General features: G+C 68.4%; 26 protein-coding genes and 1 pseudogene. 14 read left to right on the top strand and 13 right to left on the bottom strand.

What is annotated here, in order from left to right; genetic code table 11:
- Positions 1-43: 43 nt before the first annotated feature.
- Positions 44-673 (bottom strand): TetR/AcrR family transcriptional regulator, encoded by a 630-nt coding sequence (locus tag NC4_RS00330; RefSeq protein ID WP_067530990.1) that lies wholly within the window; start codon positions 671-673, stop codon positions 44-46.
- A gap of 86 nt (positions 674-759) precedes the next feature.
- On the opposite strand from NC4_RS00330, the gene NC4_RS00335 reads away from it, so the two are divergent.
- The 4 genes from NC4_RS00335 to NC4_RS00350 all read left to right on the top strand — a co-directional run bounded on the left by NC4_RS00335 (position 760) and on the right by NC4_RS00350 (position 3,593).
- Positions 760-1,794, top strand: coding sequence for an SDR family oxidoreductase (locus NC4_RS00335; RefSeq protein WP_067530992.1), 1,035 nt, complete (start codon positions 760-762; stop codon positions 1,792-1,794).
- 29 nt (positions 1,795-1,823) lie between these two features.
- Positions 1,824-2,102 carry a hypothetical protein gene (locus NC4_RS00340; RefSeq protein ID WP_067530994.1) on the top strand — a complete coding sequence of 93 codons (279 nt, stop codon included), beginning with the start codon at positions 1,824-1,826 and terminating at the stop codon, positions 2,100-2,102.
- Between the two features lie 103 nt (positions 2,103-2,205).
- The gene (gene yczE, locus NC4_RS00345) at positions 2,206-2,865 is read left to right on the top strand and encodes a membrane protein YczE (protein ID WP_084528311.1); all 660 of its coding nucleotides are present in this window, start codon (positions 2,206-2,208) and stop codon (positions 2,863-2,865) included.
- Positions 2,866-2,948: 83 nt separating this feature from the next.
- The gene (locus tag NC4_RS00350) at positions 2,949-3,593 is read left to right on the top strand and encodes a cysteine hydrolase family protein (protein WP_067530996.1); all 645 of its coding nucleotides are present in this window, start codon (positions 2,949-2,951) and stop codon (positions 3,591-3,593) included.
- 9 nt (positions 3,594-3,602) lie between these two features.
- Here NC4_RS00350 and NC4_RS00355 read toward each other — a convergent pair whose 3' ends face one another.
- The 4 genes from NC4_RS00355 to NC4_RS00370 form a co-directional block, all read right to left on the bottom strand.
- Complete coding sequence (locus NC4_RS00355; RefSeq protein ID WP_067530997.1) at positions 3,603-5,861, bottom strand: ATP-dependent DNA ligase; 2,259 nt, start codon at positions 5,859-5,861, stop codon at positions 3,603-3,605.
- A gap of 128 nt (positions 5,862-5,989) precedes the next feature.
- Entirely contained in the window at positions 5,990-6,304 is a 315-nt protein-coding gene (locus NC4_RS41415) for an antitoxin (protein WP_067530999.1), read from the bottom strand.
- A 29-nt stretch (positions 6,305-6,333) separates the two neighbouring features.
- Complete coding sequence (locus NC4_RS00365; protein ID WP_084528322.1) at positions 6,334-7,497, bottom strand: MBL fold metallo-hydrolase; 1,164 nt, start codon at positions 7,495-7,497, stop codon at positions 6,334-6,336.
- A gap of 11 nt (positions 7,498-7,508) precedes the next feature.
- Positions 7,509-8,234, bottom strand: coding sequence for an enoyl-CoA hydratase (locus NC4_RS00370; RefSeq protein WP_067531001.1), 726 nt, complete (start codon positions 8,232-8,234; stop codon positions 7,509-7,511).
- A 69-nt stretch (positions 8,235-8,303) separates the two neighbouring features.
- On the opposite strand from NC4_RS00370, the gene NC4_RS00375 reads away from it, so the two are divergent.
- Both NC4_RS00375 and NC4_RS45025 read left to right on the top strand, forming a co-directional pair.
- A complete protein-coding gene (locus NC4_RS00375; protein WP_439957461.1) occupies positions 8,304-9,290 on the top strand; it encodes an FAD-dependent oxidoreductase in 987 nt (328 codons plus the stop codon).
- Positions 9,287-9,430, top strand: a complete 144-nt coding sequence (locus tag NC4_RS45025) for a hypothetical protein (protein WP_439957462.1) — start codon at positions 9,287-9,289, stop codon at positions 9,428-9,430. Before NC4_RS00375 ends, NC4_RS45025 begins: the two co-directional genes overlap by 4 nt.
- 15 nt (positions 9,431-9,445) lie before the next feature.
- Here NC4_RS45025 and NC4_RS00380 read toward each other — a convergent pair whose 3' ends face one another.
- The 6 genes and pseudogenes from NC4_RS00380 to NC4_RS00405 form a co-directional block, all read right to left on the bottom strand.
- Positions 9,446-10,303, bottom strand: a complete 858-nt coding sequence (locus NC4_RS00380) for an aldo/keto reductase (protein WP_281186205.1) — start codon at positions 10,301-10,303, stop codon at positions 9,446-9,448.
- 139 nt (positions 10,304-10,442) lie between these two features.
- Complete coding sequence (locus NC4_RS00385; RefSeq protein WP_067531003.1) at positions 10,443-11,999, bottom strand: acetyl-coenzyme A carboxylase carboxyl transferase subunits beta/alpha; 1,557 nt, start codon at positions 11,997-11,999, stop codon at positions 10,443-10,445.
- Positions 12,000-12,065: 66 nt separating this feature from the next.
- Positions 12,066-12,668 (bottom strand): GTP-binding protein, encoded by a 603-nt coding sequence (locus NC4_RS00390; protein WP_174566810.1) that lies wholly within the window; start codon positions 12,666-12,668, stop codon positions 12,066-12,068.
- Complete coding sequence (locus NC4_RS00395) at positions 12,649-13,023, bottom strand: DUF742 domain-containing protein (protein ID WP_067531005.1); 375 nt, start codon at positions 13,021-13,023, stop codon at positions 12,649-12,651. Before NC4_RS00395 ends, NC4_RS00390 begins: the two co-directional genes overlap by 20 nt.
- A gap of 7 nt (positions 13,024-13,030) precedes the next feature.
- Positions 13,031-13,391: pseudogene (locus tag NC4_RS38570) on the bottom strand (roadblock/LC7 domain-containing protein).
- Positions 13,388-16,972, bottom strand: coding sequence for a HAMP domain-containing sensor histidine kinase (locus tag NC4_RS00405; protein ID WP_084528312.1), 3,585 nt, complete (start codon positions 16,970-16,972; stop codon positions 13,388-13,390). The pseudogene NC4_RS38570 and the gene NC4_RS00405 overlap by 4 nt, the downstream one beginning before the upstream one ends.
- Positions 16,973-17,364: 392 nt before the next feature.
- On the opposite strand from NC4_RS00405, the gene NC4_RS00410 reads away from it, so the two are divergent.
- From NC4_RS00410 to NC4_RS00435, 6 genes are all read left to right on the top strand, one after another.
- A complete protein-coding gene (locus NC4_RS00410; RefSeq protein ID WP_084528313.1) occupies positions 17,365-19,479 on the top strand; it encodes an AMP-binding protein in 2,115 nt (704 codons plus the stop codon).
- 105 nt (positions 19,480-19,584) lie between these two features.
- The gene (locus tag NC4_RS00415) at positions 19,585-19,971 is read left to right on the top strand and encodes a hemophore-related protein (protein ID WP_067531010.1); all 387 of its coding nucleotides are present in this window, start codon (positions 19,585-19,587) and stop codon (positions 19,969-19,971) included.
- A gap of 16 nt (positions 19,972-19,987) precedes the next feature.
- Entirely contained in the window at positions 19,988-20,704 is a 717-nt protein-coding gene (locus NC4_RS00420) for a response regulator transcription factor (RefSeq protein WP_067531011.1), read from the top strand.
- A 30-nt stretch (positions 20,705-20,734) separates the two neighbouring features.
- Complete coding sequence (locus tag NC4_RS00425; protein ID WP_067531013.1) at positions 20,735-22,120, top strand: sensor histidine kinase; 1,386 nt, start codon at positions 20,735-20,737, stop codon at positions 22,118-22,120.
- A gap of 26 nt (positions 22,121-22,146) precedes the next feature.
- Positions 22,147-23,307: a YhgE/Pip domain-containing protein gene (locus NC4_RS00430; protein ID WP_067531015.1), complete on the top strand. Its 1,161-nt coding sequence runs from the start codon at positions 22,147-22,149 to the stop codon at positions 23,305-23,307.
- 131 nt (positions 23,308-23,438) lie between these two features.
- Positions 23,439-23,726, top strand: a complete 288-nt coding sequence (locus NC4_RS00435; RefSeq protein ID WP_174566812.1) for a hypothetical protein — start codon at positions 23,439-23,441, stop codon at positions 23,724-23,726.
- 54 nt (positions 23,727-23,780) lie between these two features.
- Here the strand turns inward: NC4_RS00435 and NC4_RS00440 are convergent, their stop codons facing one another.
- Positions 23,781-24,143, bottom strand: a complete 363-nt coding sequence (locus tag NC4_RS00440) for an FKBP-type peptidyl-prolyl cis-trans isomerase (protein WP_067531019.1) — start codon at positions 24,141-24,143, stop codon at positions 23,781-23,783.
- A 48-nt stretch (positions 24,144-24,191) separates the two neighbouring features.
- Here NC4_RS00440 and NC4_RS00445 point away from each other — a divergent pair, with 48 nt between their 5' ends.
- A complete protein-coding gene (locus NC4_RS00445) occupies positions 24,192-24,995 on the top strand; it encodes a TrmH family RNA methyltransferase (RefSeq protein WP_067531023.1) in 804 nt (267 codons plus the stop codon).
- Entirely contained in the window at positions 24,992-25,285 is a 294-nt protein-coding gene (locus NC4_RS00450) for a DUF2537 domain-containing protein (protein ID WP_281186206.1), read from the top strand. The genes NC4_RS00445 and NC4_RS00450 overlap by 4 nt, the downstream gene beginning before the upstream one ends.
- Before the next feature lie 12 nt (positions 25,286-25,297).
- On the opposite strand, the gene NC4_RS00455 is transcribed toward NC4_RS00450, so the two are convergent.
- Complete coding sequence (locus tag NC4_RS00455; protein WP_067531025.1) at positions 25,298-26,122, bottom strand: DUF6928 family protein; 825 nt, start codon at positions 26,120-26,122, stop codon at positions 25,298-25,300.
- Positions 26,123-26,209: the final 87 nt, after the last annotated feature.

A 26,209-nucleotide genomic window follows, 5' to 3' on the forward strand; every position in this document is an offset into this window, starting at 1 on the left:
ACCAAGGGTAATGCCGGATTCGCGAAGATTGATCGGGTCTCGATCAGTCGCCCGAGCGCGCGGAGTCCACGAAGGCGGCGAACATGCTTGTGATCCTGCAGGTCAATTCCTCCGGCGTGGTGCCCATCAGGCCCGCGCGCTTGCCGAGCCGGCCGTCGACGGTGAGGGCGGCGAGGCCGTGGGCCATGCTCCACCAGGCGACGGCGAGGGTGCCCGCTTTGTCGGCGGGCAGGACGCCCGCGCGGACGGCTTCGTCGACGGTGTCGGCGAGGACGGCGAAGGCGGCTTCACCGGCCACCATGGCGTCGGGGTGTTTTTCCGGCTGGGAGAGTTCGGGGCGGAACATGAGGCGGAAGTACGTGGGCTGTTCGACGGCGAATCGGACGTAGCCGACGGCCAGTTCGGTCAGGACGTCACGGGGGGTGGCGGCGCGGGCCTTGGCGGCGACCATCTGATCACGGAGGAGTTCGAAGCCGTGGGTGGACAGGGCGGCCAGGAGCGCCGAGCGGTCGGCGAAGTGGTGGTACGGGGCGCCGGGGCTGACGCCCGCTTCGCGTGCCACGCGGCGCAGGCTCACCGCTGCCAGACCCTCGGAGTCGATGAGCTGCAAGGAGGCTCGCATGAGCTCCTCGCGGAGGTCTCCGTGGTGGTAGCGGTCCTTGGTCGGTGGCATGGGATGACTGTAGAGGCTTGACAGCTGCGGCTCCTTGGATCTAAACAGTAATTAGATTCTAAGCACTGCTCAGATTGGAGACGCACATGTCGGATCTGGTTCTCGTCACCGGGGCTTCCGGCTATATGGCCTGGCACATCATCAGCGAGCTGGTCGGACACGGCTACCGGGTGCGCGGAACGGTTCGGTCGCTCGCGCGCAGCGGCACTCTGCCGCATCTGCCCGAGGTCGAACTCGTCGAGGCCGACCTCACCTCCGATGCCGGATGGGCCGCCGCGGTGGCGGACTGCCGGTACGTGGTGCACACCGCCTCGCCGTTCCCGCCGTCGGAGCCGAAGCACGAGGATGAACTGGTGCGGCCCGCGGTGGACGGCACGCTGCGGGTCCTGCGCGCGGCAGCCGAAGCCGGGGTCGAGCGGGTGGTACTGACCTCGTCGATCGCCGCGGTCCGGGTGGGGCACACCGGGGATCGCGTGCTCACCGAGGACGACTGGTCGAAGCCGCAGGCGTGCAATGCCTACGAGAAGAGCAAGACCCTCGCCGAGCGCGCCGCTTGGGATTTCGCCGACGCGCACCCGGAACTCGAGCTGGCGGTGATCAATCCGGGCATGATCCTGGGCCCCATCCAGTACCCCGAGGTCCGCACCTCCGTCGACGGGATCCGCATCCTGCTCGCGGGAGATATGCCCGGCGCGCCGCGCCTCAACTTCGCCACCGTCGACGTCCGCGATCTGGCCGTGGCCCACCGGCTGGCCATGACCAACCCGGCCGCCGCGGGCAACCGCCATATCTGCGCGGGCCAGGAGATCTCACTGCCCGATATGGCCCGCATCCTGGCCACCCGCTACCGCGTGCCCACCCGCGCCCTCCCCGACTGGCTGGTCCGCCTGGCCGCCCGCTTCAACCCCTCCGCCACCCTGGCCGCCCGCTACCTGGGCCGCCGCGAACTCCTCAGCGCCGCCAAGACCGAACGCGAACTCGGCTGGACCATGCGCCCCATCGAGCAGACCCTCTTCGACACCGCCGAAAGCCTCATCCGCCTCGGCGTCGTCACCGACCCGGGCGCACCCCGCGCCCACACACCCCGCAAAGCCCCCCGCCCCCAAACCGCCTCGGCCTGACGACAACCCCCACCTCAGAGGACTCGGCCATGCTGATCGCCACGCTCATTGTCACGACACTCGGATTCATTCGCCGCCTGCGCCGGAGGAACGGCTCGGTGGGCGGCACACCATCCGCTGAGCCATCGGCCCGGCTCGCTCGCGTGAGCGGATTGCCCGCGGCTGTCGCGCAATTGCTGCGCTCGATGCCCGCGCGGGTCCGGCGCGGGCTGGAGCGGATCGACCGGCGGTACCGGGTGCCGGTCGCCGGTACCGCGGTCACGCTGCTCGGCGTGACGCTGGTCGTCAACGGGCTCGCCACCTGCTGACGCTCGCTCGGAATCCGGTGCACCGATCCAGGTCCAGAAGATCAGGCCAGCAATCGGTGACTGAATCTGTTTTCGGCAGGCCAGTTGCCGGGATGATGGCGAAATGTTGTTTCGTCGGTTGATCGCGCTGTACGTCGGTTTGTGGTTGTACGGGTTCTCGATGGCGGTCATGATCCGCGCGGCTTTGGGGCTGGATCCGTGGGACGTCTTCCATCAGGGAGTGGCGAACCACGCGCCGCTGAGCTTCGGGATGGTCACCGCGGTCGTGGGCGCGGCGGTATTGCTGGCGTGGATTCCCTTGCGGCAGAGGCCCGGACTGGGGACGGTCAGCAATGTGGTGGTGATCGGCGTATCGGTCGATGCCGGGCTGTGGCTGTTGCCGCAGGTCCACGGGCTGGGCTGGCAGATCGCGACCATGGCGGCGGCGGTGGTGCTGAATGCGATCGCCACGGTGCTCTACATCGGCGCGGGCATGGGGCCCGGACCGCGCGATGGCCTGATGACTGGACTGGTCTGGCGGACCGGGAAACCGGTGTGGATGGTGCGGACCGGTATCGAGGTGACCGTGCTGATCGTCGGCTTCCTGCTGGGCGGCAGCCTCGGCGTGGGCACGCTCGTGTACGCCTTCGGGATCGGGCCGCTCATTCACGTGCTGATTCCGGTGGTCGACCGGTTCCTGCCGGGCTTCCACCAGGTCGGCGAGCACGCCGCGGCGACCGAGGAACGCGACCCGAAGGTCGGCGGGGCGGCCGTCGCCGCCTGAGCCGGGCCGCGCCCGCGCCGGAAATCACAGGGGTACTGTGGGGCAGCGAAAGCTGTTGTGAGAGCTACCGATAGCGGGGTGCGATGCGACACGGTAACGGGCTGCAGATTCCGGAGACCCTCGAGGATGTGTGCGCGCCCGAGCGCATGGCATTGATCGTGTACGACATGCAGGTCGGCGTGCTCGGCCAGCTGGCGGACGGGCCGCGGATCACCGAGCGGGTGGTGCGGGTGGTGGAGGCCGCCCGGCGCGGCGGCTACCCGATCATCTTCCTGCGCCACATGTTCCTGCCCAAGCGGCTCATGGGCGCCTTCGCGCTGCGCATGGCCATGAGCTGGCAGGGCGTGGACTCGGTCGAGCAGGTGAAACCCATCCTGCAGCGCGACACCCCGGGCTTCCAGCTGGTGCCGGAACTACAGCCGCAGCCGGGCGAGATCGTCTTCGACAAGACCTCCATGTCGGCCTTCGAAGGCACGCCGCTGGCCTCCACCCTGCGGGATCTGGGCATCGGCGCGTACGCCATCACCGGCGTGGCCCTGGAGATCGGCATTGCGCCGACCGTCGCCCACTCCACCGATCTGGGTTTCGTTCCGGTGGTGGTGCGCGATGCCGTCGGCGGTAAGGACGAGGCCGGATTGCGCCGCGCCTGGGCGGAATTCGAGTTCCAGGGGCATGCCATGGTCACCGACAGCGACACCATCACCCCGCTGCTGGAGAAGACGAGCTAGCCGGAAGACTCAGTCCGAGGCGGGAATCCAGGCGGGATGCCAGAGCCGCCCGCCCTCGGTCCAGTTCATGAACCGCACCGTGCCGGTGAGTTTCGGGCTCACCCAGACGGCGTCCTTGCGCTCGTCGGCGGTGAGTTCATTGTCGAACGGGCTGGTCTTGCGTTCCAGGCGGCGCAGCCGCGCGGCCAGCTCGCTCATCTCCTGTTCGCTGAAACCGGTCCCGACCCGGCCCAGATAGTAGAGCCCGTCCTCGTGCGGGACGCCCACCAGTAGCGAAGCGAACTGCCGTAGTTCGGATCTGCGGTAGCCGCCGACCACCACCGACAGGGTGCGCCAATTGCGCGTCTTGATCCAGGATTGGCCGCGGCGGCCGGGCAGATAGATGGAATCCCGGCGCTTGGCGACCACGCCCTCCATACCGTGCTCCTGGCTGTAGCGCAGGGCCGCCGCGCCGGAGCCGTCCAGACGCGGCGGCACGATGAGCGAGGATGCCCGCCCCGCCAGGGCTTCCAGCACCCGCCGCCGGTCGTCGTAGCGCTTGCGCACCAGCGAGGTGCCGTCCAGATAGAGCACATCGAAGGCGAGGAAGATCGCCCGGCCCGAATTCTCGTGCAGCAGAACTAGATTCGCGGCGCCGTGATCGTCGAAGACCACCGCCTCGCCGTCCAGCACAACGCGATGTCCGGACAGTTCCGCGCCGAGGCGGGCCACACCCGGATACTTTCCCGTCACCACGAGGCCCTTGCGACTGCGCAAAGTCACTCCGCCGTCCTCGATTTCGGCGATCAGCCGAAAGCCGTCCCATTTGGTTTCGAAGGCCCAGTGCTCGGCATCGAGGGTCGAGACATCACCGGGCGTGGCGAGCATGGGGGTGAGACCGTGCGGTAGCGGCGCATCGCTCCTCGGGGGCGAACTCCGTTGTGCTCCATTGCCTTCCTGCTCCGCCGGTCGCTGATCCTTCATCAGGTGCATCAGCCACTGGTTGCCATTGGTCTGGATCAGCGCGTACCGCCTATCCAGTCGTTCCCCGTGCAGCCGCACGATGACCTCGTCGTCGCGCCACTTCTCGGTCTCGTAGGTGCCGGTATCCCAGATGGTCATTTCCCCGGCGCCGTACTGCCCCTTCGGAATGGTGCCGCGGAACTCCAGATACTTGAGCGGATGATCCTCGGTGTGCACCGCGAGCCGATTCTCGTGGGTATCGGTCGGCGGCCCCTTGGGCACCGCCCACGACACCAGCACGCCGTCGCGCTCCAACCGCAGGTCGTAGTGCAGCCGCCGGGCCCGATGTTCTTGCACCACATAGCGATTCCCGGCGCTCGGCGCGGGCGTTACGACCGGCACCGGTTCCGGGGTGCGTTCGGGGTCGCGCATGGAGCGGTACTTCTCGAGCCGGTCCGGCGGCGCCTCGTCGAGCCCGGCGAGCAGGTCCCCGTCCTGCTCCCACCGCCGTAGCACGTCCTCGAAGTGCAAGTGCCGCAACTTCTTCGACTGTTCGATCTCCGACCAGTCGCGCGGCGCGGCCACCCACGGCTCGGTCCGCCCGCGCAGGGAGTACGGCGCGATGGTGGTCTTGGCCGGATTGTTCTGGCTCCAGTCCAGGAAGACCTTCCCCCCGCGCGCCGATTTGGCCATGGTAGCGGTCACCAGTTCCGGCCGCAACTGTTGCAGATTCGTCGCCACCTGTTTGGCCACCGCCGACGCGCCGTTCGGCCCGAGCCGCCGGTCGAGGGGCACATAAATATGAATCCCCTTGGAACCGCTGGTCACCGGATAGGCGTCGAGGCCGACATCGCGCACCACATCGCGCAGGATGAGCGCCACCTCGGCGCACTGGGCCAGTCCGGCTCCCGGCCCGGGATCCAGATCGAAGACCAGGCGCGTTATGGGCCCCATTTCGGCGCCGTCGAAACGCCATTGCGGCACATGCAGTTCCAGCGCCGCCTGCTGCCCGAGCCACGCCATACCGGCCACCGAATCGATGAGCGGATACACAACCGTCCGGTCGGAGTGTTCAACGCTGCGCCGCGCCAGCCATTTCGGCGCGTGATCGGCCAGATTCTTCTCGAAGAACGAGGTCTCCTCCACCCCGTTCGGCCACCGCTTGCGCGTCACCGGCCGCTGCGCGATATGCGGCAGCAGCGCCGGGGCAATGGCGGTGAAATAGTCGATGACCTCGCCCTTGGTGGTCCCGGTCGCCGGATACAGCACCTTGTCGAGGTTGGTCAGCCCAACCTCGATCCCCCCGAAATTCCTCCGGGACCCCATAGAACCAGTCTAGAGCGAGGAGTCGGCGACATCGGGCACGTCCGCGGTTCCGAAAAACCAACGGGCCGTTCGGGTCACCGGCGGAGGGTATCCGCCGGAACCTGAACGGCCCGGTACGGCCGGTGAAATCAGGCCGGTGGCTGCTGCCCCTCCTCGGGAGCGGGCGCGGGTTCGGGTGCGGGCTCCGGCTCCGGAGCGGGTTCCGGGGCGGGCTCGGCCGCCGCCTCGGCCGGGGCGGGCGCGGCATCCGCGGCCTGCTCGGTCGGAATGGCGTTCTTGGCCGCTTCCTTACCCTTCTCGATCTTGTCGGAGTACTTGTGCCCCGTCTTCTCATCGATGAACGTGCCGGCCTTGTCGACCGCCTGTTCTATCTTCTCGGCGTTTTGGGCCGCCACGTCCTTGCCCTTGCCGACCAAACCCTTGAGCGTGTCAATCAGACTCACAGTCCTACTCCTTCACTCCTGGTCCTCGGTCACTGGCGAACATCTTCCCACCACGTATCTCGAGGCGGGAGGCCAATCGGGTCGATCCGCTGTCCGGGCTTCGGCACGGCGATTCGCGTGTCCGCCTCGCCCGCCGCCGCGACCAATCGGCGGACCGGTTCCGACCAGCCGTGGAAGGCAAGGTTGAAGGTCGCCCAGTGGATCGGCACCAGCAGGCCGTGCCCCGGATCGCCGACACACAGGTCGGCGTGTGCGCGCACCGCTTCCTCGGGATTCATGTGCACGTCCGGCCAGTGCCGATCGTAGGCCCCGATGGGCAGCAGGGTGAGATCGAACGGGCCGAGTCGCGCGCCCGCTTCGGCGAAGGCCTTGGTGTAGCCGGTGTCGCCGGTGTCGCCGCCGAAATACACCCGGCGTGTCGGACCGGCGATGGACCACGACGCCCACAGCGTGGTGTTGCGCACCAGGCCGCGGCCGGAGAAGTGCCTGGCCTCCGAACAGGTGATCACCAGATCGGTGCCGTCCGGGCGGGCGCGCTCCAGTTCGGACAGGGAAATCGAAGCGCCCCAATCCAATTCGACAATCCGCTCGACCGGCACCTGCCAGTGCCGCAAATGCGCGCCGATGCCGATCGGCACGATGAAGACCGCGTCCTGGGTGCGCACCAGCTCGTCCACGGTCTCGCGGTCCAGGTGGTCGTAGTGGTCGTGTGAGATGAGCACGACATCCACCGGCGGCAGCGCCGCCAGGGGCGTCGGCACCGGATGCAGGCGGGCCGGGCCCACCAGCGGCGAGGGTGAAACGCGGTCGCTCCACACTGGATCGGTGAGCACCCGGTAGCCGTCCACTTCGACCAGGCAGCTGGCATGGCCGTACCAGGTGACCGCCAGATCGGCGGCGTGTTCCGGCTGCGCGGGCGTCTCCAGCGGAATAGGGCCGGGCGGGCGGCCCGCATTGCGCTGGGTCACCAGCTGGTACAGCAGCCCCAGACCCGAACCCGGCGTGATCTGGGCGCTCGGCTCGGTGTTGTGGAACTGGCCCTTGCGGTAGGTGGTGGCGCCCATGGCGGTCGGCGCGATGGCCGATATGGACGCACCCATGGCCGACGGGATCCCCCACGCGGCCCGCACCACCCAGCCGATTCCAAACGCACCCGCAGCCATACCCACCAGTCTCCGCGAATTCGCGGCCATGCGCTTCCCGTTCATCGGCCGGTGAACCTCGCGGCGCGCTTCTCCTGCCGTGCCATCCGCGCCTCCTGTGCGTCCGCGCTGCTCCAGGCCGCCGCCAGGGCCGCGCTCTGTTCGGGGGTGTCCGCTCCGCGGGTGCCGTCGTCGTTGAACACCAGCTTCATGTGCCGCAGCGACAGCGGCGCGAGTTCGGCGATCTGCTTGGCCCAGGCCTGGGCGTCGGCCAGGCTGCCGATCCGGTTGGCGAAACCGAAGGCGTAGGCGTCCTGGGCCGACACCCGCTCCGCGCCCAGCAGAATCGTGCGCGCCGGTCCGGGACCGATCAGTGACGACAACCGCCGTACCGTCCAACGATCAACGGAGATACCGAGTTTCGCGGCCGGAATGCCGACATAGGAGTCCGGGCTCATCACCCGCAGATCCGAGGCCAGCGCCAGCTGCACCCCCGCGCCCAGCGCGCCGCCGTTTATGGCGGAGATCACCGACACCGGCACCGTTTCGATGGTCCGCAACATGCCCAGCAGACCGCCCAGGAAGGTGTCCGAGTACACCCCGTCCAGATCCGCGCCCGCGCTGAACAATGGCCCCTGTCCCGTCAGCACGATCACCCGCGCCGACTCCGCGGCCTCGGTCAATGCCGTCCGCAACAGCCCGACCAGCTCTTCGTTCAGCGCATTCCGGCGCTGCGGGCGCTGCAATTCGATGGTGACCACATCACCATCACGGCTTACTCCGAGCATCTGTCCTTCCCCACTGTGTGCTGCGTACCCAAGGTCATCTTCACTCTAAGCGTGCGTAATGTCGGGACGGTGACAGCAACACCCGATGTCGACATCCTCGTCATAGGCGCGGGCCAGGCCGGACTCTCGGTCGGCTACCACCTGCACCGACTCGGCCTCGCGCCCGAACGGGATTTCCTCATCGTCGATCACTCCCCCGCGCCCGGCGGCGCGTGGCAGTTCCGCTGGCCGTCCTTGACATTGAGCACCGTCAACCGGGTCCACGATCTCCCCGGCATGTCGTTCGCGGAAACCTTGCCGCCCGGATCGGAGAACGCGCAGGCGGCGACGGCGGTCCCGCACTACTTCGCGTTGTACGAGAAGGAATTCGACCTACGCGTGCACCGGCCCGAATCGGTCACCGTGGTCTGCGACCGCGCCACCCCCGCCACCTGCCCCGGCGAGGCCGTCGACGGCCTGCTGCACGCCGAACTGAAGCCCGCCGCCACCACCGACACCCCCGTGCGCGTGCGCGGACTGGTCAATGCCACCGGCACCTGGGACAAGCCCTTCATTCCTTATTACCGGGGCGCGGAAACCCTCGCCGGACGCCAGCTGCACGCCCACGACTACCGCACCGCAACGGAATTCGAGGGCAAGCACGTCGTCGTGGTCGGCGGCGGCATCACCGCCGTCCAGCTCCTCGACGAAATCTCGAAGGTCACCACGACCACCTGGGTGACCCGCCGCGAACCCGTCTTCCGCACCGGCGAATTCGCCCCCGAGAACGGCCGCGCCGCCGTGGCCATCGTCGAGGACCGCGTCCGCCGCGGCCTCCCGCCCGGCTCCGTCGTCTCCGTCACCGGCCTCCTCGAAGACGCCCGCGTCCGCGCCGCCCGCGCCCGCGGCGCCCTCGACCGCCACCCCATGTTCGACCACATCGAACCCGCCGGAATCCGCTGGCCCGACAACACCTTCCAGCGCGCCGACGTCATCCTCTGGTGCACCGGCTTTCCCAGCGCCCTCGACCACCTGGCCCCCTCCGCCTGCGCGGCCCCGGCGGCGGCATCACCATGACCGGCCGCCTCGCAACCCAGGTGGCAGCCGACCCCCGCATCCACCTCATCGGCTACGGCCCGTCGGCCAGCACCATCGGCGCCAACCGCGCCGGACGCGCCGCCGCCGTTGAACTCACCGCCTACCTGGGTATGGGATAGGTCGACTGCGTTTCCTTAGACCGGGGCGCCTGCCATGAAGGTATCGGGATCCGGTCCGATGCGGGTTCCCTTGTCCAGGGCGTGGATTCGGGCCATCTGGTCTCCGGTGAGTTCGAAGTCGAAGACCTCGAAGTTCTCGGCGATGCGGGAGGGGGTGATGGATTTCGGGATGGCCACGTTGCCCAGTTGCATGTGCCAGCGGAGGATGACCTGGGCGGGGGTGCGGCCGGTTTCGGCAGCGATGGCGGTGATGACCGGATCGGTGAGTTCGGCGCCCTGGCCGAGGGGGCTCCAAGCTTCGGTGGCGATGCCGTGTTCGGCGTGGAAGGCGCGGAGGTCGGGCTGGGATAGGTAGGGGTGGAGTTCGATCTGGTTCACGACCGGGGTTTCACCGGTTTCGGCGATGATGCGCTCGAGGTGGGGGCGCTGGAAGTTGGAGACGCCGATGGAGGTGATGCGGCCCTGCGACTTCAGGGCCTGCAACGCCCGGAAGGTGTCCACGTAGAGATTGGCCTGGGCGATCGGCCAGTGGATGAGGTACAGATCCAGGTGGTCCAGTCCCAGCAGCTTCATGCTCTCGTCGAAGGCGCGCAGGGTGGCGTCGTAGCCCTGGTGGTCGTTCCATACCTTGGTGGTGACGAAGATCTCGTCGCGCGGCAGGCCCGATTCGCTGATCGCGCGGCCCGTTTCCGCTTCGTTGCGATAGACGGCGGCGGTATCGATGCTGCGATAGCCGACCTGCAGCGCCGTCGCCACGGTATTCACCGCCACGTCGGCGGCGACCTGGAACACGCCGAACCCGAGCTTGGGCATCACCTGCCCGTCGTTCAGAACGATGGACGGGATGGGGCTCGTTTCACTCCTGTAGGTCACCGTTTCGACCGTAGAAGCGGTTTGCCGTGTGGTCAACGACCATGCCGGTTCGTCGTCCGCCTGTCTTGGTCGCGGACTCTGAAGGCTGCATGTGATTGTTGGTTATCCCTCGGCAACTACTCGCGATATGGCCGATGGCTCAGCCGCCCGGCAAGCCGAGGCGGCGGTAGCGCCGGTGGCGGGCCGCGAGCAGGTCGGCGGCCGGTTCGGCGGTCAGGGCCGCCACCTCGCGGGCAATGGCCGCGACCATGCGCAGGGCGAAGTCCACCGGTTCGTCGGCGGCGTCGGGATATTCGGGGACGATGCGGTCGACAATGCCGTCCTCCTGCAGGTCGACCGAGCGAATGCGTTGTGCCGCAGCCAGATGCGGGCCGTGCATGGTGTCGCGGTGGACGATGACGCTGGCGCCCTCGGGCGGCAGCGGTGCGAGCCAGCCATTGGCGGCCGCGAGCACCCGGTCGGCCGGGAGCAGCGCCAGCGCGCCACCGCCACTGCCCTGGCCCAGCAGGATGGAGACCGTCGGCGTGTCCAGGGTGACGAGATCGGCCAGGCAGCGGGCGATCTCGGGAGCCAGGCCGCGCTCCTCCGCCTCCCGCGACAGGGACGCGCCCATGGTGTCGATGACCAGAACCAGGGGAATGCGCAGCTCGGCGGCCAGATGCATGGCCCGGCGGGCCTCGCGCAGGGCCGCCGGACCCATGGTCAGGTCCGTGGACTGCCCGGCGCGGTCGTGGCCGAAGATGATGCAGGGCTGACCGCGCAGGCGCGCCAAGGCGTGGACCACGGTGCGGTCGGCCTCGCCTTGTCCGGTGCCGGACAAGGGAACTCGATCGGTGGCATGGCGGAGCAGTTCCCGAATACCGGGCCGATCGGCGCGGCGGGAGATGAGCACCGACTGCCAGGCGGGCAGATCGTCGCTCTCCCGCAGGGCGGGACCGTAGAGTTCGTGGCCCGATTCGAAGATGCCGACGCCGCGATCGAATTCGCGTGGATCCCTTTCCTTTTCCCTGTCCGGCAAGGATTGGGGAGCGTCGCACAGCACGTTCAGGGCGCGGTGGGCGATGCGGCGGAAGACCGAGATCGGGACGACACCGTCGATAACGCCACTGCGGTACAGGTTTTCGGCCGTCTGGACGCCCTCGGGGAAGTCGCGGCCATAGAGCGCCTTGTAGACGCGCGGCCCCAGAAATCCGATCAGCGCGCCCGGCTCGGCGAATGTCATGTGCCCCAGCGAACCCCAGGAGGCGAAGACGCCGCCCATGGTGGGGTTGCGGAGATAGACGAGATAGGGATTGCCCGCGGACTTGTGCGCGGCAATGGCGCCCGCGACCTTCACCATCTGCACGAAAGCGACTGTTCCCTCTTGCATTCGGGTGCCACCGGAGGTCGGTGAGGCGATCAGGGGCAGGCCCAGTTCGGTGGCGCGCTCCACGGCCGAGACGATGCGTTCGGCGGCCGCGACACCGATCGAGCCCGCGAGGAAGGCGAATTCACAGGCGATGACGGCGACCGGGCGCCCGCGCAGCAGACCCCGACCGGTGAGCACCGACTCATCGGTGCCCGCCGCCACCGCGGCCGCCCGCAACTCCGCCGCATAGGACGGGGAGGCGTCGACGGGTACCGGCGGTCGATCCCAGCTCTGGAAGGAACCGGGATCGAGCAATTCGCCGAGTAACTCCCGCGCCGAGATTTTCACGGCGCGAGCTTAACGGCCCCGACGTTGCTGCGGACAACGCCGGGCCGTGTACGGAGTGCCGCCGCCCTAGTAGCCCTGCACGACCTTGCGCAGCGCGTACTCGGTGACCGCGACCAGCGCCTGCTTCACCGGTTCCCGGCGCCGCGCGTCGATCGACATGATCGGCACATCCGCCGGAATGGCCAGGGCCTGCCGAATGTCCTCCACCGGATAGCGCGGCGCATCGTCGAACTCGTTGATGGCCACCAGGAAGGGTAGGTTCCGCGCCTCGAAGTAGTCCACGGCCGCGAAACTGTCCTCCAACCGGCGGGTGTCGACCAGCACCACCGCGCCGATGGCGCCGCGGATGAGGTCGTCCCACATGAACCAGAAGCGGTACTGACCCGGAGTACCGAACAGGTACAGCACCAGATCATCGGCCAGGCTGATACTGCCGAAGTCCATGGCCACCGTGGTGGTGGCCTTCGACGGAACACCGGTCAGGGAGTCCACGCCGACACTGGCATTGGTCACCAGAGCTTCGGTGCGCAGCGGAACGATCTCCGAGACGGCACCTACCAGGGTCGTCTTGCCCACACCGAAGCCACCGGCCACAACGATCTTGGCCGACGTGGGCTTGCTGGTGCGCGTATCGACCTGTGTCGTCGAATCAAATACGCCGGAGTCCACTGAGAACCCTTTCGATCAGCTCGCGACGTTCATCGTCGCTGGAATCGTCTTTCAATGTCGCCGAAACCCGCACATGTCCGGCTTCGATCAGATCAGCGACCAGCACCCGGGCCACCCCGATGGGGATACCCAGGCGCGCGGCGACCTCGGCGACAGACGGCGATTCTCTGCACAACTCCACGATTGACGTCTCGATGTTGGTGAGTTCGAACTGCCGCTCGAGGGCGACCGGATGCGATGCGACGAGCGCTTCCAACGCCAATTCCACCTTCGGCCGCGTGCGACCGGCGGTCAGGGAATACGGGCGTACGAGACTGGGCTCGGCGCTCCCAACGCGTTCGTTGTCTATGTCCATCCCGCCATCAGGAACCCATCGTGACGCGAGGTGTGGCCTGAACGGTCTGGCCCACTCGCTCGACCAACAATGCCATTTCGTATCCCACCTGGCCGATGTCGCAGGACGTATTGGTCAGGACTGCAAGGTACCGACTGCAGCACGGTGCCGCCTTCGAACAGATTGGATACGCCGACCGAGAGGCTCGCGAGCCCCGCGGTCACGGCGGACAGCTGTTCGGCGCGGTCCACCGGCAGCTGCGCGCTCGCGGCCATCAGCAGGCCGTCGGCCGACACCAGAACCGCGTGCGCAACGCCGGGAACCTCATTGGCGAAGTTCGAAACCAGCCAATCCAGCTGTCGCTTCGTACCACCTAGATCGGGGTTCATCGGTCTCCTTTATCTCCGGTTAGGTTCATAGCTTTCATTGCGCGGCCATCCCGGACGCCCTGCTGGTGACGACTCAGACTTGACCTGATGGATTCTGGGTCGCGAGAGGGTGCCTTGTCAGCGTTTCCGTTCACACCGCCAGGCACGAGGCGGTTGCCCGGGTCACGCTGCGGGAGCCCCTCCGCGGTCCGCTTCTCCGGCGTGGACTCGATGGCACGCCGCGCAGCCTGCCAGCCCTCATCGCCAGGTGATTCGAAGGAGGCGGCCACCTGGGACCGGTCCGCATTCGGATCCGACAGCCACGCCGACATCATCTCGGCGAAAATCGGCGTGCCCATGGACGACTCGGCCTCCCCGGCCGGCTGCAGCCGGGTCTGGAAGAACGAGGCCGCCTCCTGCGGATTCGAGCGGAAGCTGTGCCGACCGCGATCCTTGGGATCACCCGCGGGCTCGCTCGGCGGCAACCCGATGCCCGGCAGCGGAGCCGGACGCGGCGGCAGACCCGCACCGGGCTCGCGCCGCGGCAGACCGACCGACGGATCCCGCTGCGGCAAACCACCATCCCGCTGCGGCAGACCACCATCCCGCTGCGGCAGACCACCATCACGCTGCGGCAAACCATTGGCCGGACCCCGCGGCGGCAGTCCATCGCGCGACGGCAAGCCACCGCCGGACGGATCACGTGACGGGAGACCACCCGGCGCAGGCGCGCCATTGCTGCCCGGCGCACGACGCGGCAGGCCGCCACCGGCCGAATCCCGCTGCGGAATACCGGTCGCACCGGCGTCCCGCTGCGGCAGGCCGTGCTTACCGGACTCGCTCACACCGCGCTGCGGCAGACCCACATCACGCGGCGGCAGACCACTGTCCGCGCCACCGCGCTGCGGCGGCTGCGGGCCGCCGTTCAGCCCGGTTTCCGCGGCGCCGCGCTGCGGCGCACCGTTCTTGCCCGGCTCACGCTGCGGCAGACCGCCATCGGCTCCGCCGCGCTGCGGCAAACCGCCCGATGCGGACCGCTGCGGCTGGCCGAGACCCGGCTCCCGCGACGGCGCGCCATTGGCGCCGGGCCGCCGGGTCGGCAGACCACTCGGCCCGGCGGCCGAATCCCGCTGCGGCGGAACCGGACCGCGCTGGGTCGGACCCGAATCCCGCTGCGGCAATCCCTCACCCGGACCACCGGGCGCACCTGGACGCGGCGGCACCGGGCCGCCCCCGCCCTGGCGCTTGAGCATATTAGCGGCCAGTCCGCCACGCGGCTGCGCCGGACCCTCGCCCGGTGCGCGCTGCGGCAGATTCGCGCCCGGCTGGGCGCCCGGCCCGGCCGGACCGTGCTGGCCTGGATCCCGCTGGGGTAGCCCACCCGGTCTGGATACGCCCGGGGTGGCCACGGTGTGCTTGACGGTCGGGCCGTTGACGCCCGGCTGCCGCGTCGGCAATCCGACGCTCGGCGCCGCCGCACCCGGCTGGCGCTGCGGCAAACCGGTGGCGGCACTGGCCGCCGCCGGTGCGGAACCGGCCGGAATCGGCCCGCTCCCACCGGGATCCACGGTGACCATGACATTGCCGGTCGCGGTGCGGGTGACCGCCCGCATCTGCATGGAGGCGCCCGCACCGGCCGCCGCGCCCGCGCCCTGCGGCGCCGGGCCCTGCGGAGCGGGCTGCTGCGCATTCGGCTGCGGCGGCACCGAGATGGGCCCGCCGGTGCCGACAATGAGCGGCTTGGGCACGTGCACCGTCACGGTGACGCCCGGATCGCGCGCGGTATCGAAGGTCGGCCGCAGCCGCACGGTCAGGCCGTGCCGTTCCGCGAGCCGACCGACCACGAACAGACCCATGTGGCGGGCGGTGTCCGGGCCGACCTCGACGGTGCTCTCCAGACGACGGTTGATCTCGGCCATTTCCGCGGGCGGCATACCGATACCGCGGTCGGCGACCTCGATGAGCAGACCCTGATCGTGCGCCTGCGCGAAGGTGAACTTCACATCCGTCTCCGGGGGCGAAGCACGCAGCGCGTTGTCCAGGAGCTCGGCGAACAGATGCGCGAGGTCGGAGGCGGCCGGTTCGGTCAGGGAGCCGCGCGGGGTGGCGCCCAGCTTCACGCGTTCGTAGTCCTCCACCTCGGAGATGGCGGCGCGCAGCACGTCCGCGATCTCGACGGGGGCGGACTTGGACCGGCGCTGTTTGGTACCGGCCCGAATCAGCAGGTTATCGCCGTTTCGCCGCATACGCGCGGCGAGATGGTCGAGGGGGAAGAGGTTTTCGAGCAGGCGCGGGTCCTTCTCGTCGTACTCCATGGCCTCGATGAGCGAGAGCTGGTGGTCGACGAGGGACTTGGAGCGCCGCGCCAGGGTCTCGAACATGTCGTTGACCTGGGTACGCATGGCGGCCTGGTCGGCGGCCAGGCGCAGCGCCTGACCGTGGATGTCGTCGACGGCGCGGGCCAGCTGACCGATCTCCTCCTCGGTGTGCACCGGCATCGCTTCCAGCGGCACGTCTTCGGGATCGGCGCCGTCACGCAGCGCGGAAACCTCTTGACCGAGGTCGTATTCGGCGACGCGCAGCGCGGCCAGACGCAGCCGGCGCAGCGGCACGATCATGGCGCGCGCAATGAGAACGGCCAGGGCCAGCGCGCCGAGAATGGTGGCGACCACGATGACCGCGTGGCGGATGGCGTCGGAGCGCGAGGTGCTCGCGAGGCTGTTCACCCGGTCCACGATGTCGCGGGTGGAGTCGTTCACGATGCCCTGATAGCGATTGATGCTCTGTTCGAGCGAATCCTTCAGCTCGGAGATCGGCAATGAACCGGAGGCGGCCTGCGGCCCGGAGGTCAGCTGCAATCGGGTGTCGACCAGCTGGTTCAGTTCGGCAATGGTCTTGTCGGCATCGTCGAAGCGATGCGCGAGCACGCTGAGCATGTGGCGTTCGGTGGCCGCGCCGACCTGGAAGTCGCGCAGACCGTCCTTGGTATTGCCGCGTAGCGCCTCGGCCACGCCCGCGATCTCGCTGACCGTGACCACACGGGTGTTGAGCGAGTCGACCAGGCGCAGCTTGTACTGGTCCACGGTCTTGTCGGCGACCGTGGACACGATGCTCTCCACGGTGCGGACGCTATTGCCTCGAATGCGCTCGATGGCGGCGGTGGCATCGGCCACCGTCTTGGTCGGCGCCAGACCGCTGGCCCGGATCGACTTGGCGCCGATGATCATCTCGTCGATGGCGGAGCGCGCGCTCGGGATATCGCTCAACTTGGGAGCGGCCTTCTCGGCGAACGCGATGGCGGTGTCGAGGGCCGCCAGTTCCGGTTCGGAGGTCATCGACTGGGTCGGTGACAACATGATCGACTGACCGGAGGCCACCTGTGAGTCGGCCGCGGACAGACCGGTGATCGCCGGGATGACCCCGACGTGCTCGACTGCCGTCCTGTACCGGCTCGACTCGGCGAATTCCGCCGAGATCCTCGACGCACCGAGCGCGACCGCGACCAACAGCGGGACGGCCAGAACTGCCGTCACCTTCCATCGCAGGTCCCAGTTGCTCAGCGCCCAGCGCCGTGTGCTGCCGGACCTAGCGGCGTCACGCATCTCCCACTCACTTTCCAAACTGGCCCAAGCCACGCGCCATCCACGAGCCTCCACGATCGCACGCTGGGCTCGACAGACAGAGCTGGCCGAGAACTGCGGCTGGCCGAGAACTGCGGCTGGCCGAGAACTGCGGCTGGCCGAGAAATTGCGGCTGGCCGAGAAATTGCGTCCATGACGGCCGAAATATGTGACATGCGATTCTAACGGATCAATAACTTCTTGTGTGACTTCTTGGCAACCACCGGGCTCTGACCTGCCGATTCCAGGCATTATCAAAGGTCGCGGCGTCCGCCCGGACGTCGCGTGAAGTCTGCCACAATCAGGCTGATCTATCGAGGCGGGCATCCATGCCCATCACAAGCGTGCTGGTGCGGAGCTAGGGAGTCACGGGGTTGAACGCGAAGCAGGAGTACCGACCGGCGTATCAGCTGAGCCTGGTCGATCCTTCGGAGTTCTGGCGTGACGCGGCCGATTGCATCAGCTGGGACGTGCCTCCCACCCAAATTCTGGATGCCGCGGCACGGCCGACGGCCCGCTGGTTTACCGACGCTCGCCTCAACACCTCCTACAACGCCCTCGATCGGCATGTGCGCGAGATCACAGCCCCCGACGGCGCATCCATCGCTCAGGAGGGGGGTCGCGCGAATCAGCCCGCCCTAATATACGACTCCGCTATGACCGGCGCCAGGCGTGTGTACACATATGCCGAGTTGCTGGAGGAAGTTGCCCGATTTGCCGGATCCATGGTGCGCCTTGGTGTTCGGACCGGCGATCGCGTCGTCATCTATATGCCGATGATTCCCGAAGCGGTCATCGCCATGCTCGCCTGCGCGCGTATCGGCGCGGTGCATTCGGTGGTGTTCGGCGGCTTCGCGGCGCACGAATTGGCCGCCCGCATCGACGATGCCAAACCTGTGCTGATTATCACTGCGTCAGGGGGGCTTGAACCCGGCCGCCGGATCGAATATCCGCCGATCGTGTTGCAGGCCCTCGATATCGCCGAGACCACCTCGCCGCGGACCGTTCTGGTCAAACAGCGCGAAGGTTTTCCGGCGCTGCGCTTCCCGGCCGAACAGGCCGCCACCGAATCCCTGCCCGCCTCCTCGGAAACGGTGGTCGCGCGCTGGCTGGACTGGGACGACGCCACCCGCGATGCCGAACCGGCCGCACCGGTCTCACTGGCGGCGACCGATCCGCTCTACATCCTCTACACCTCGGGAACCACCGGGAAGCCCAAGGGCGTGGTGCGCGACAACGGCGGGCACGCGGTGGCGCTGGCCTGGTCCATGCGCAATATCTATGACGTGCGGGGCGGGCAAGTCATGTTGACGACCTCCGATATCGGCTGGGTCGCCGGGCACTCCTATATCGTCTACGCCCCTCTACTGGTCGGCGCGACCACTGTTCTCTATGAGGGCAAGCCGATCGGCACCCCCGACGCGGGCACCTTCTGGCGGCTGATCGACGACTACAAGGTGCACGTGATGTTCACCGCACCAACCGCTTTGCGGGCCATCCGGCGCGCCGATCCCGAGGCCGCCGCCGCCAAGCGCCACGATCTGTCCACCCTGCGCGCCCTGTTCTGCGCGGGTGAGCGCCTGGATCCGGCCACCTACGAATGGTCGGTGGACACCCTGCTCGCCGACCGTCCGGACTGCCCGGTGGTGGACCACTGGTGGCAGACCGAGACCGGCTGGCCGATCTGCGCCAATCCGCTCGGATTGCAGCAGCTTCCGATCAAGACCGGTTCCGCCTCGGTGCCGGTGCCGGGATTCCGGCTGCGCGTCCTGGATTCCGAGGGCAACGCCGTGCCGCCACACACCGAGGGCAATATCGTCATCGGGCTGCCGCTGCCGCCGGGCACCCTCACCACGCTGTGGCGCGACGACGAGCGGTTCGAGCGCTCCTATCTGTCCGCTTATCCCGGCCACTATCTGACCGGGGACTCCGGTTATTTCGACGAGGACGGCTATCTGTACGTCCTGGGCCGCAGCGACGATGTGATCAATATGGCCGGGCATCGGCTCTCCGCCGGGGGTATCGAGGCCGCCATCGCCGGACATCCGGCCGTGGCCGAGACCGCGGTCATCGGCATTCCGGACGAGCTGAAGGGCCAGCGCCCCATTGGTTATGTGGTGCTCAAGGCCGGAATCGATATCGACGCCGCGCAATTGCGCGATGAGGTGATCGCGCGGGTGCGCGAGCGGGTGGGCGCCATCGCCACCCTCTACGACGTGGTGGCCGTCTCGGCGCTGCCCAAGACCCGGTCGGGAAAGATCCTGCGCCGCACCATGCGTCAGATCGCGGCCGGGGACGCCTTCGAGGTGCCGCCCACCATCGAGGACGCGGGCATGCTGCCCACCCTGGAGAAGCAGATCCGCGATGCCGTCACAGTGATGGAGGACCGGGAACGGATTGCCGCGGCCGATGCCGCCGCGGCCGCCACCATGCCCCTGCGCCGCATCGACCCGGCCGCGGCCACCGGCGACGCCGCCGCAGCCAACTGACGCCCACACGGTTTTCTCAGAGATCGTTCATCGGCCCCCATGCCGGTGCCATACCGTCGGGCGGGCGCGGATCACCGCGCACGCCAATCGGAAAGGTCGATGCACATGAGTTTCGTCCGTAATCGCCGGGTCGGCGCGGTCCTCGGGACCGGCGCCCTCGCCGCCATCGCCATTGCTCTGGCTCCGGCCACCGCATCGGCGGCCCCGGCGGATCTGGTCGCCCCGCTGCTGAATTCGACGTGCAGCTTCGCCCAGGTGGACGCCGCCCTGCACGACAAAGCCCCGGCGCTGGCCCAGTTCCTCGACCAGAACCCGGGCCAGAAGGCCGAACTGCAGGCCAAGTTCGACCAGCCCGTCGCCCAGCGCCAGGCCGAGTTCCAGGCCTACCTCGACGCCAACCCGGACGCCGCCGCCCAGGCCGAGGCCGACCCGCGCGCCGGTGGCATCGCCGCGGCCATCCAGCAGGTGGCCGATACGTGCCACAACTACTGAGGTAGAGCCTGCGACAATGGAGCCCGTGGTCGAACGCGGTGAGCTACCCACTGTCCTCGTCGTGGACGACGACGAGGACGTTCTGGCATCGGTCGAGCGCGGGCTCCGGCTCTCGGGCTTCCGGGTGGTCATCGCCCGGGACGGGGTGGCGGCCTTGCGCGCCGTGACCGAGCAGTCTCCCGATGCGGTCGTTCTCGATATGAATATGCCGGTGCTGGACGGTGCGGGCGTGGTCACCGCGCTGCGGGCCATGGGCAACGAGGTGCCGATCTGCGTGCTGTCGGCGCGCAGTTCGGTGGACGATCGCATCGCCGGACTGGAATCCGGGGCCGACGACTATCTGGTGAAGCCGTTCGTGCTGGCCGAGCTGGTGGCGCGCATCAAGGCGCTGCTGCGGCGGCGCTCGGACGTCCCGGCCTCCACCATTCCCGGCGGCATCAGCGTGGGCCCGCTGGAAGTGGATGTGGCCGGGTATCGCGCACTGCTGCACGGGCGCGAAATCGAGCTCACCAAAAGGGAATTCGAATTGCTGTCGACATTGGCGCGCAGTGCCGGGGTGGTGCTGAGCCGGGAGCGGCTGCTGGAATTGGTGTGGGGCTACGATTTCGCGGCCGACACCAATGTGGTGGACGTGTTCGTCGGCTATCTGCGCCGCAAACTCGAGGCCGACGGCACGCCCCGGCTGCTGCACACCATCCGCGGCGTGGGCTTCGTGCTGCGGGCGCCGAAATGATACGGGCCCCGAAATGTTGCGAGCACTGAAATGAATTGGCGGCGTTCGTATTCGGTACGGACACGCGTCGCCGCCGCGGCCGCGCTCGGCGCCACCATCATTGTGGCGGTGCTCAGCTGGGTCACCATCTACGCCATCGAGCGCAACAACATCACCAATGCCGATCAGCAGCTGGCGGTGGCCTCCCGGGTGGTGCTCATCGAGCCCGTGATCGCGGTGACCGTGCTGAATGTGCTGGGGCCCAGCAATGATCTCTCGGTCACCGTCCGCAATGCCGACGGCTCCCTGGCCAGCACCTCGGTGCAGCTGCCCGAGCTGCCGGTCGGCAAGGCCACCGTGACGGTGGCGGGCAATACCTACCGGGTACTCACCACCGCCGAGAATCAGCCGACGGGACGCGTTGTCTCCCTTGGCCTTCCGATGACCGCCACGGAGCAGGCCACCGCCGCGCAGCGCCGCTGGGTGCTGTGGGCGGCGCTGGCCTCGGTGGCGGCGGCGGCCGGGCTGGGCTGGCTGTTCGGCGGCCGGGCGGTGCGGCCCATCGTGAGCCTCACCCGGCAACTGGACCGGCGCGGACCCAATGGCGATCCGGGCGATCCGCTGCCGGTGGCCGGATCCGGGGTGCGGGAGGCGGACAAGCTCGCCGAGGCCGTCAACACCATGCTGGAACGGGTGGACCGGGCGCAGGCCGAGACCGCCGCCGCCCTGGAGACCGCCCGCGATTTCGCCGCCGTCTCCGCGCACGAACTGCGCACCCCGATCACCGCCATGCGCACCGATCTGGAGGTGCTGCGCACCCTCGACCTGAACGAGGAACAGCGCATAGAGATCCTGGCCGACCTGCAGCGCAGCCAGAATCGGGTGGAGGCCACCCTGGCCGCGCTGGAACGGCTCGCGGCCGGTGACCTCACCAATGAGCGCGATCACGTGGAAACCGATGTGGCCGAGGTCTGCGATGCCGCCGCGCACGATGCCATGCGGCATTTCCCGGAGTTGAAGGTGCGCATCGACACCGATGCCGAACTGCCCACCCGCGGCCTGCCGACCGGGCTGCGGCTGGCCATCGACAATGCCCTGGCCAATTCCGCGCGGCACGGCGGGGCCACCGAGGCGCTGCTGTCCGCGCACCGGGCGCCCGGCGGGTACATCGTCATCTCGGTCGACGACAACGGCCGCGGCATTCCGGCCGCCGAGCGCGATGCGGTCTTCGCGCGCTTCTTCCGTGGCAGCCAGGCCAGCAAGGGCGGCTCCGGGCTGGGGCTGGCGCTGGTGGCCCAGCAGGCGCAATTGCACGGCGGACGTGCCTATTTCGACGACGGCCTGCTGGGCGGTGTCCGATTGATCCTGGAATTGCCGGACCGCGACACGCCGCAGCCCGAACCATTTACGGAACTCTCAGACAAACGCCAGAGCTAGGGCCATTCGGTACCTCTACGGTCTGAATGGTGTTCGGAAAACGTAGCCGCTGGGCCCTGTTCGTTCTGCTGCTGGCAGCCGCGGTCGCCGCGGGCGCGATCGCGCTACTCCGGCACGCACCCGCGCCGACGGGGGTGGCGCTCATCAACGCCGATACCGGCCCGACCGGCGAACGGGTCGTGAAAGCCTTGCAGGACAGCGGGACTCGCACCTGGGACGTGGTGGACGAGGCGAGCACCGCCGATTACGCCGCCATCATCACCCTGCCCGAGGATCTGTCCACCTCGGTCACCTCGCTGGCCACCGACCAACCGCGGAAGGCGCAGGTCACCGTCACCACCCATGACCGCGCCGATGCCAATACGGTGAACGACGCCGTGAACGAGGTGACCAAGCAGATCAGTGCGGCCGGACTGGATTCCTTCTTCGCCGCCATGAACTCCGCGCGCGGGCAGGTCTCGCAGGTGGCGTTCACCTCGCAGCTGCTCAGCGCCGGGGTGCAGTCCGCCGCCGACGGGGCGGGCCAGTTCGAGAGCGGCGCCGGTCAGCTGCTGAGCTTTCTGGAGCAGGCCAAAACCGTTGCGGCGCAGATGACTTCGGCCATCGCCCAGCTGAACACCACGGTCGCCGCGGCCACCGCGCAGGCCAATCAGCTCGCCGACGCCCTGGAGGCCACCGGGCTCACGGTCGGGCAGATCACCGATGCCACCACCTCGCTGAGCACCGGGATCAATACGGTGGTGCCGCTGTTGCAGGCGCTGCCGTTCGCCGGTGATCCGCAGCTGGCCTCGATCATCCAGCAGATGCAGAGCCTGCAGACCATTGCGAATCAGGCGGGCGGGCAGCTCAGCGGCTTCGGCCAGATCACCGGGACCGATGTCACCGCCGACACCACCATCAGCCAGTTGCTGCGCGATGCCACCACCCGGCTGAACGAAGCGGGCGCGCAACTGAGTCAGGGTGCGCAGCTGGCGGAGCAGATTCCGCGGATCGCCGATCAGGGCAGCACGCAGCTCCTGACCGCCATGCAGGCGCTCACCACCGGGGTCACCCAGCTGCAGGCGGTCACCACCACGCTCGGCAATCAGGCCAATCAGGCGCTGAACTCGCTGCCCGCGCGCAGTGTGCCGCAGCAGTCGCTGATCTCGGCCATGCTGACCGATCCGGTGGAGATCGTCCGCAAATAAGTCTGCAAACAATCAGCAACAATCGGCGGTTCGCGAAGCTAAACTCATGCCCGAATCGCTCTAATTGCTCTGATCGCCCGTTTCACGCTGCTCCACGCCTGACCCGCACCGGAGAGGAAACGATCGTGAGCATGCTGCTGGCCGCGCACGACATGTACGGCACGGTCCTGGCCCAGTTGGGCAACCCCACGGCCGAAACCCCGCCCATGGCCGACAAACTCATGAAGCTCTTCCGCTACTTCACCTGGTTCACCCAGATGTCGGGCATCGCCGCCATCACCTACGGCGGCGGCCGCTTCGCCTGGGAAAAATGGGGCGGCGGCGGCCTCCAGTCCCCCAAGATGATCGCCAACGCCATGGTCGGCGGCGCCACCGCCACCAGCGCGGGCACCATCATGAACACGGTCGTCGGCGGCTGACCGACCAACAAACGGCTCCGGACCGCCAGGCCCGGAGCCGTTCGAATGCCGTTCTCAGTTGAGGACGTCGAGCAGGTCGATGATGAAGACCAGGGTCTTTCCCGACAGGGGGTGACCCGAACCGGCCGCACCGTAAGCCAGGTGCGGCGGAATCGTCAGCTGGCGGCGGCCGCCGACCTTCATACCCGGGATGCCCTCCTGCCAGCCCTGGATCAGGCCGCGCAGCGGGAAGGTAATGGACTCGCCACGCTTCCAGGACGAATCGAACTCCTCGCCGCTGTCGAACTCGACACCCACGTAGTGCACGTCGACCGTGTCACCCGGCTTGGCTTCGGCGCCGTCACCCACCACGAGGTCCTTGATCGCCAGCTCGGTGGGGGCGGGGCCCTCCTGGAACTCGACTACGGGCTTGGTCATGGACTGTCCTCTTCTTTAGGGGATTCGGGATCGTGACAACCTTATGCGGTGGCTGACGTGATCGATATCGACGACCCCGCCGATCCGAGGATCGCCGATTTCCGCGACCTCAATTCCGCGGACCGCCGTCCGGACCTGCCGGGCGGGAAGGGCCTGGTCATCGCGGAGGGCACGGTGGTGGTGCAGCGCATGCTCGCCTCGCGGTTCACTCCGTTCGCACTGCTCGGCGTGTCGCGGCGGTTCGAACAGCTCGAGGCGGATCTCGCGGACGTGGACGTGCCGTATTACCGGACCACCGCCGAGGTCATGGCCGAGGTCGTCGGATTCCATCTCAACCGGGGCGTGCTGGCGGCGGCGCGGCGGCCGCACGAACTCACCGTCGACGAGGCGCTGGCGCGGGCGCGCACGGTGGCGGTGCTTGAGGGCGTCAACGATCACGAGAACATCGGATCGATCTTCCGCAATGCGGCGGGCCTGGGCGCGGATGCCGTCCTGTTCGGCGACCGCTGCTCCGATCCGCTGTACCGGCGGGCCGTGCGCGTCTCCATGGGTCATGTGCTGCGGGTACCGTTCGCGCAGCTGCCGCCGCTACCGGGTAGCCTGGATATCCTGCGCGACAATGGTTTCCAGATCATAGCGCTCACCCCGGACCCCGCGTCCGGCACCCTCGCCGCCGCCATGACGGGCGAGAAGGTGGCGCTGCTGCTCGGCGCGGAGGGCCCGGGCCTGACCGAGGAGACCATGCGGGCCAGCGATATTCGCGCCCGCATCCCCATGACACCGGGCACCGATTCGCTTAATGTGGCCACCGCCGCAGCCATGGCCTTCTACGAGAGAGTGCGAATCCAGTGAGCCACCCACCCGACGGCCCGTACGGATACGGGTATTCCGAGCCGACCCCGTGGGCGGCCGGGATCATGGCCGTGGCGATCGTGGCGGCGCTCACGGCGTGCGGGGTCTACGCCTTCGGCGCGGCGCTGGCGGAGGTGCATCCGGTGCTGGCGGTGGTGGTGAATCTGGTCGCGGTCGGCGGCGCGACGCCCACGGCCTGGCGTTGGCGCTTCGCCCCGGTGACCCGCTGGGTCATCGCCGGACTCGCGGCGGGCGTCCTGCTGGGCTGGTTCGCGCTGATCTTCGGTTAGGCCCGGCCGGATTCAGGAGACCCGGTCGCGGCCGCGCAGCCAGCTGAACAGTCCGCGCTTGCCGTTGTGCTCCACCTGGGTCTCCGGCGGCGCCTCCGGTTGCGGCGCCTCGCCCTTGGGGAACAGCGAGAAACCGCACACTTCGATCTCCTCCGATCGCAGGGGCGAGCGGTCCGGTGGCGGCGCGTCCACATCGATGGGTTCGCCATCGGGCATGGTCATCTCGATGTCCGGCGGCGGCCCCTGCGGTTCGGTATCCACGGAAACCCCGCCGCGATACCGGAATCCGAGCCAGATGGCGTTGGCGGCATCCGCGAAATCGGGCGGATCGAACGGCAGCAGCTGGGGATCCGGCAATTCGCCCGGCGCGAGTTCGATGGGGTGGTCCCCCGCCCAGTACGGCCGCTCCCACACCAGCGGCAGTCCGGCGTCCTCGAGAATGTTCACCCGCGTCGCGCTGAAGGACCGCCGGAATTCGCCGCGCTCCCAATGCGCGAACGCGCCCCAGCCGAGGGAGAGATCGTAGGAGACGAGGAAGGTGTGCTCGGAGGCGAGCGGACGCGCCAGCAGCTCGGGCAGTTTGGTCGGCCGCGGCAGGGCTGCCTGGGTGGAGAAGACCACGGTGACGCCGGGATAGCAGCCGATATAGACGGATTCGGGATCGGGCCCGGCCCACACCTTCATGGTGCCGGAGGCGGCGGGCACCACATCGCGGTCCGGATTGAGTTGCCGCGCCAGGGCCCAGGCCGCTTCGGGATCCGGTCCCGGATGCGCGCGCAGTACGGCGACCGGATCGGGGGCGTCGACGTACCAGATGGACGACACTGTGGATGGCACGGTCCGGCACCTCCCGAATTGCTTGTAGTCAAGATGGCAAATCTTGAGCAACTCTCGGCGGCCGTTCTTGCGCTTCGGCGTCGGATC

The organism is Nocardia crassostreae (assembly GCF_001613405.1).
Classification (GTDB): Bacteria; Actinomycetota; Actinomycetes; order Mycobacteriales; family Mycobacteriaceae; genus Nocardia; species Nocardia crassostreae.

Excerpts from the sequence above, each read along its gene's own strand:
- NC4_RS00430 (WP_067531015.1), top strand. The coding sequence starts at position 22,147 with ATGGTGTTCGGAAAACGTAGCCGCTGGGCCCTGTTCGTTCTGCTGCTG.
- NC4_RS00330 (WP_067530990.1), bottom strand. The coding sequence starts at position 673 with ATGCCACCGACCAAGGACCGCTACCACCACGGAGACCTCCGCGAGGAG.
- NC4_RS00355 (WP_067530997.1), bottom strand. The coding sequence starts at position 5,861 with ATGGGGTCCCGGAGGAATTTCGGGGGGATCGAGGTTGGGCTGACCAAC.
- NC4_RS00340 (WP_067530994.1), top strand. The coding sequence starts at position 1,824 with ATGCTGATCGCCACGCTCATTGTCACGACACTCGGATTCATTCGCCGC.
- NC4_RS00335 (WP_067530992.1), top strand. The coding sequence starts at position 760 with ATGTCGGATCTGGTTCTCGTCACCGGGGCTTCCGGCTATATGGCCTGG.
- NC4_RS00350 (WP_067530996.1), top strand. The coding sequence starts at position 2,949 with ATGCGACACGGTAACGGGCTGCAGATTCCGGAGACCCTCGAGGATGTG.
- NC4_RS00365 (WP_084528322.1), bottom strand. The coding sequence starts at position 7,497 with ATGGCCGCGAATTCGCGGAGACTGGTGGGTATGGCTGCGGGTGCGTTT.
- yczE (WP_084528311.1), top strand. The coding sequence starts at position 2,206 with ATGTTGTTTCGTCGGTTGATCGCGCTGTACGTCGGTTTGTGGTTGTAC.
- NC4_RS00425 (WP_067531013.1), top strand. The coding sequence starts at position 20,735 with ATGAATTGGCGGCGTTCGTATTCGGTACGGACACGCGTCGCCGCCGCG.
- NC4_RS00405 (WP_084528312.1), bottom strand. The coding sequence starts at position 16,972 with ATGCGTGACGCCGCTAGGTCCGGCAGCACACGGCGCTGGGCGCTGAGC.
- NC4_RS00435 (WP_174566812.1), top strand. The coding sequence starts at position 23,439 with ATGCTGCTGGCCGCGCACGACATGTACGGCACGGTCCTGGCCCAGTTG.
- NC4_RS00370 (WP_067531001.1), bottom strand. The coding sequence starts at position 8,234 with ATGCTCGGAGTAAGCCGTGATGGTGATGTGGTCACCATCGAATTGCAG.
- NC4_RS00415 (WP_067531010.1), top strand. The coding sequence starts at position 19,585 with ATGAGTTTCGTCCGTAATCGCCGGGTCGGCGCGGTCCTCGGGACCGGC.
- NC4_RS00420 (WP_067531011.1), top strand. The coding sequence starts at position 19,988 with ATGGAGCCCGTGGTCGAACGCGGTGAGCTACCCACTGTCCTCGTCGTG.
- NC4_RS00440 (WP_067531019.1), bottom strand. The coding sequence starts at position 24,143 with ATGACCAAGCCCGTAGTCGAGTTCCAGGAGGGCCCCGCCCCCACCGAG.
- NC4_RS45025 (WP_439957462.1), top strand. The coding sequence starts at position 9,287 with ATGACCGGCCGCCTCGCAACCCAGGTGGCAGCCGACCCCCGCATCCAC.
- NC4_RS00395 (WP_067531005.1), bottom strand. The coding sequence starts at position 13,023 with ATGGACATAGACAACGAACGCGTTGGGAGCGCCGAGCCCAGTCTCGTA.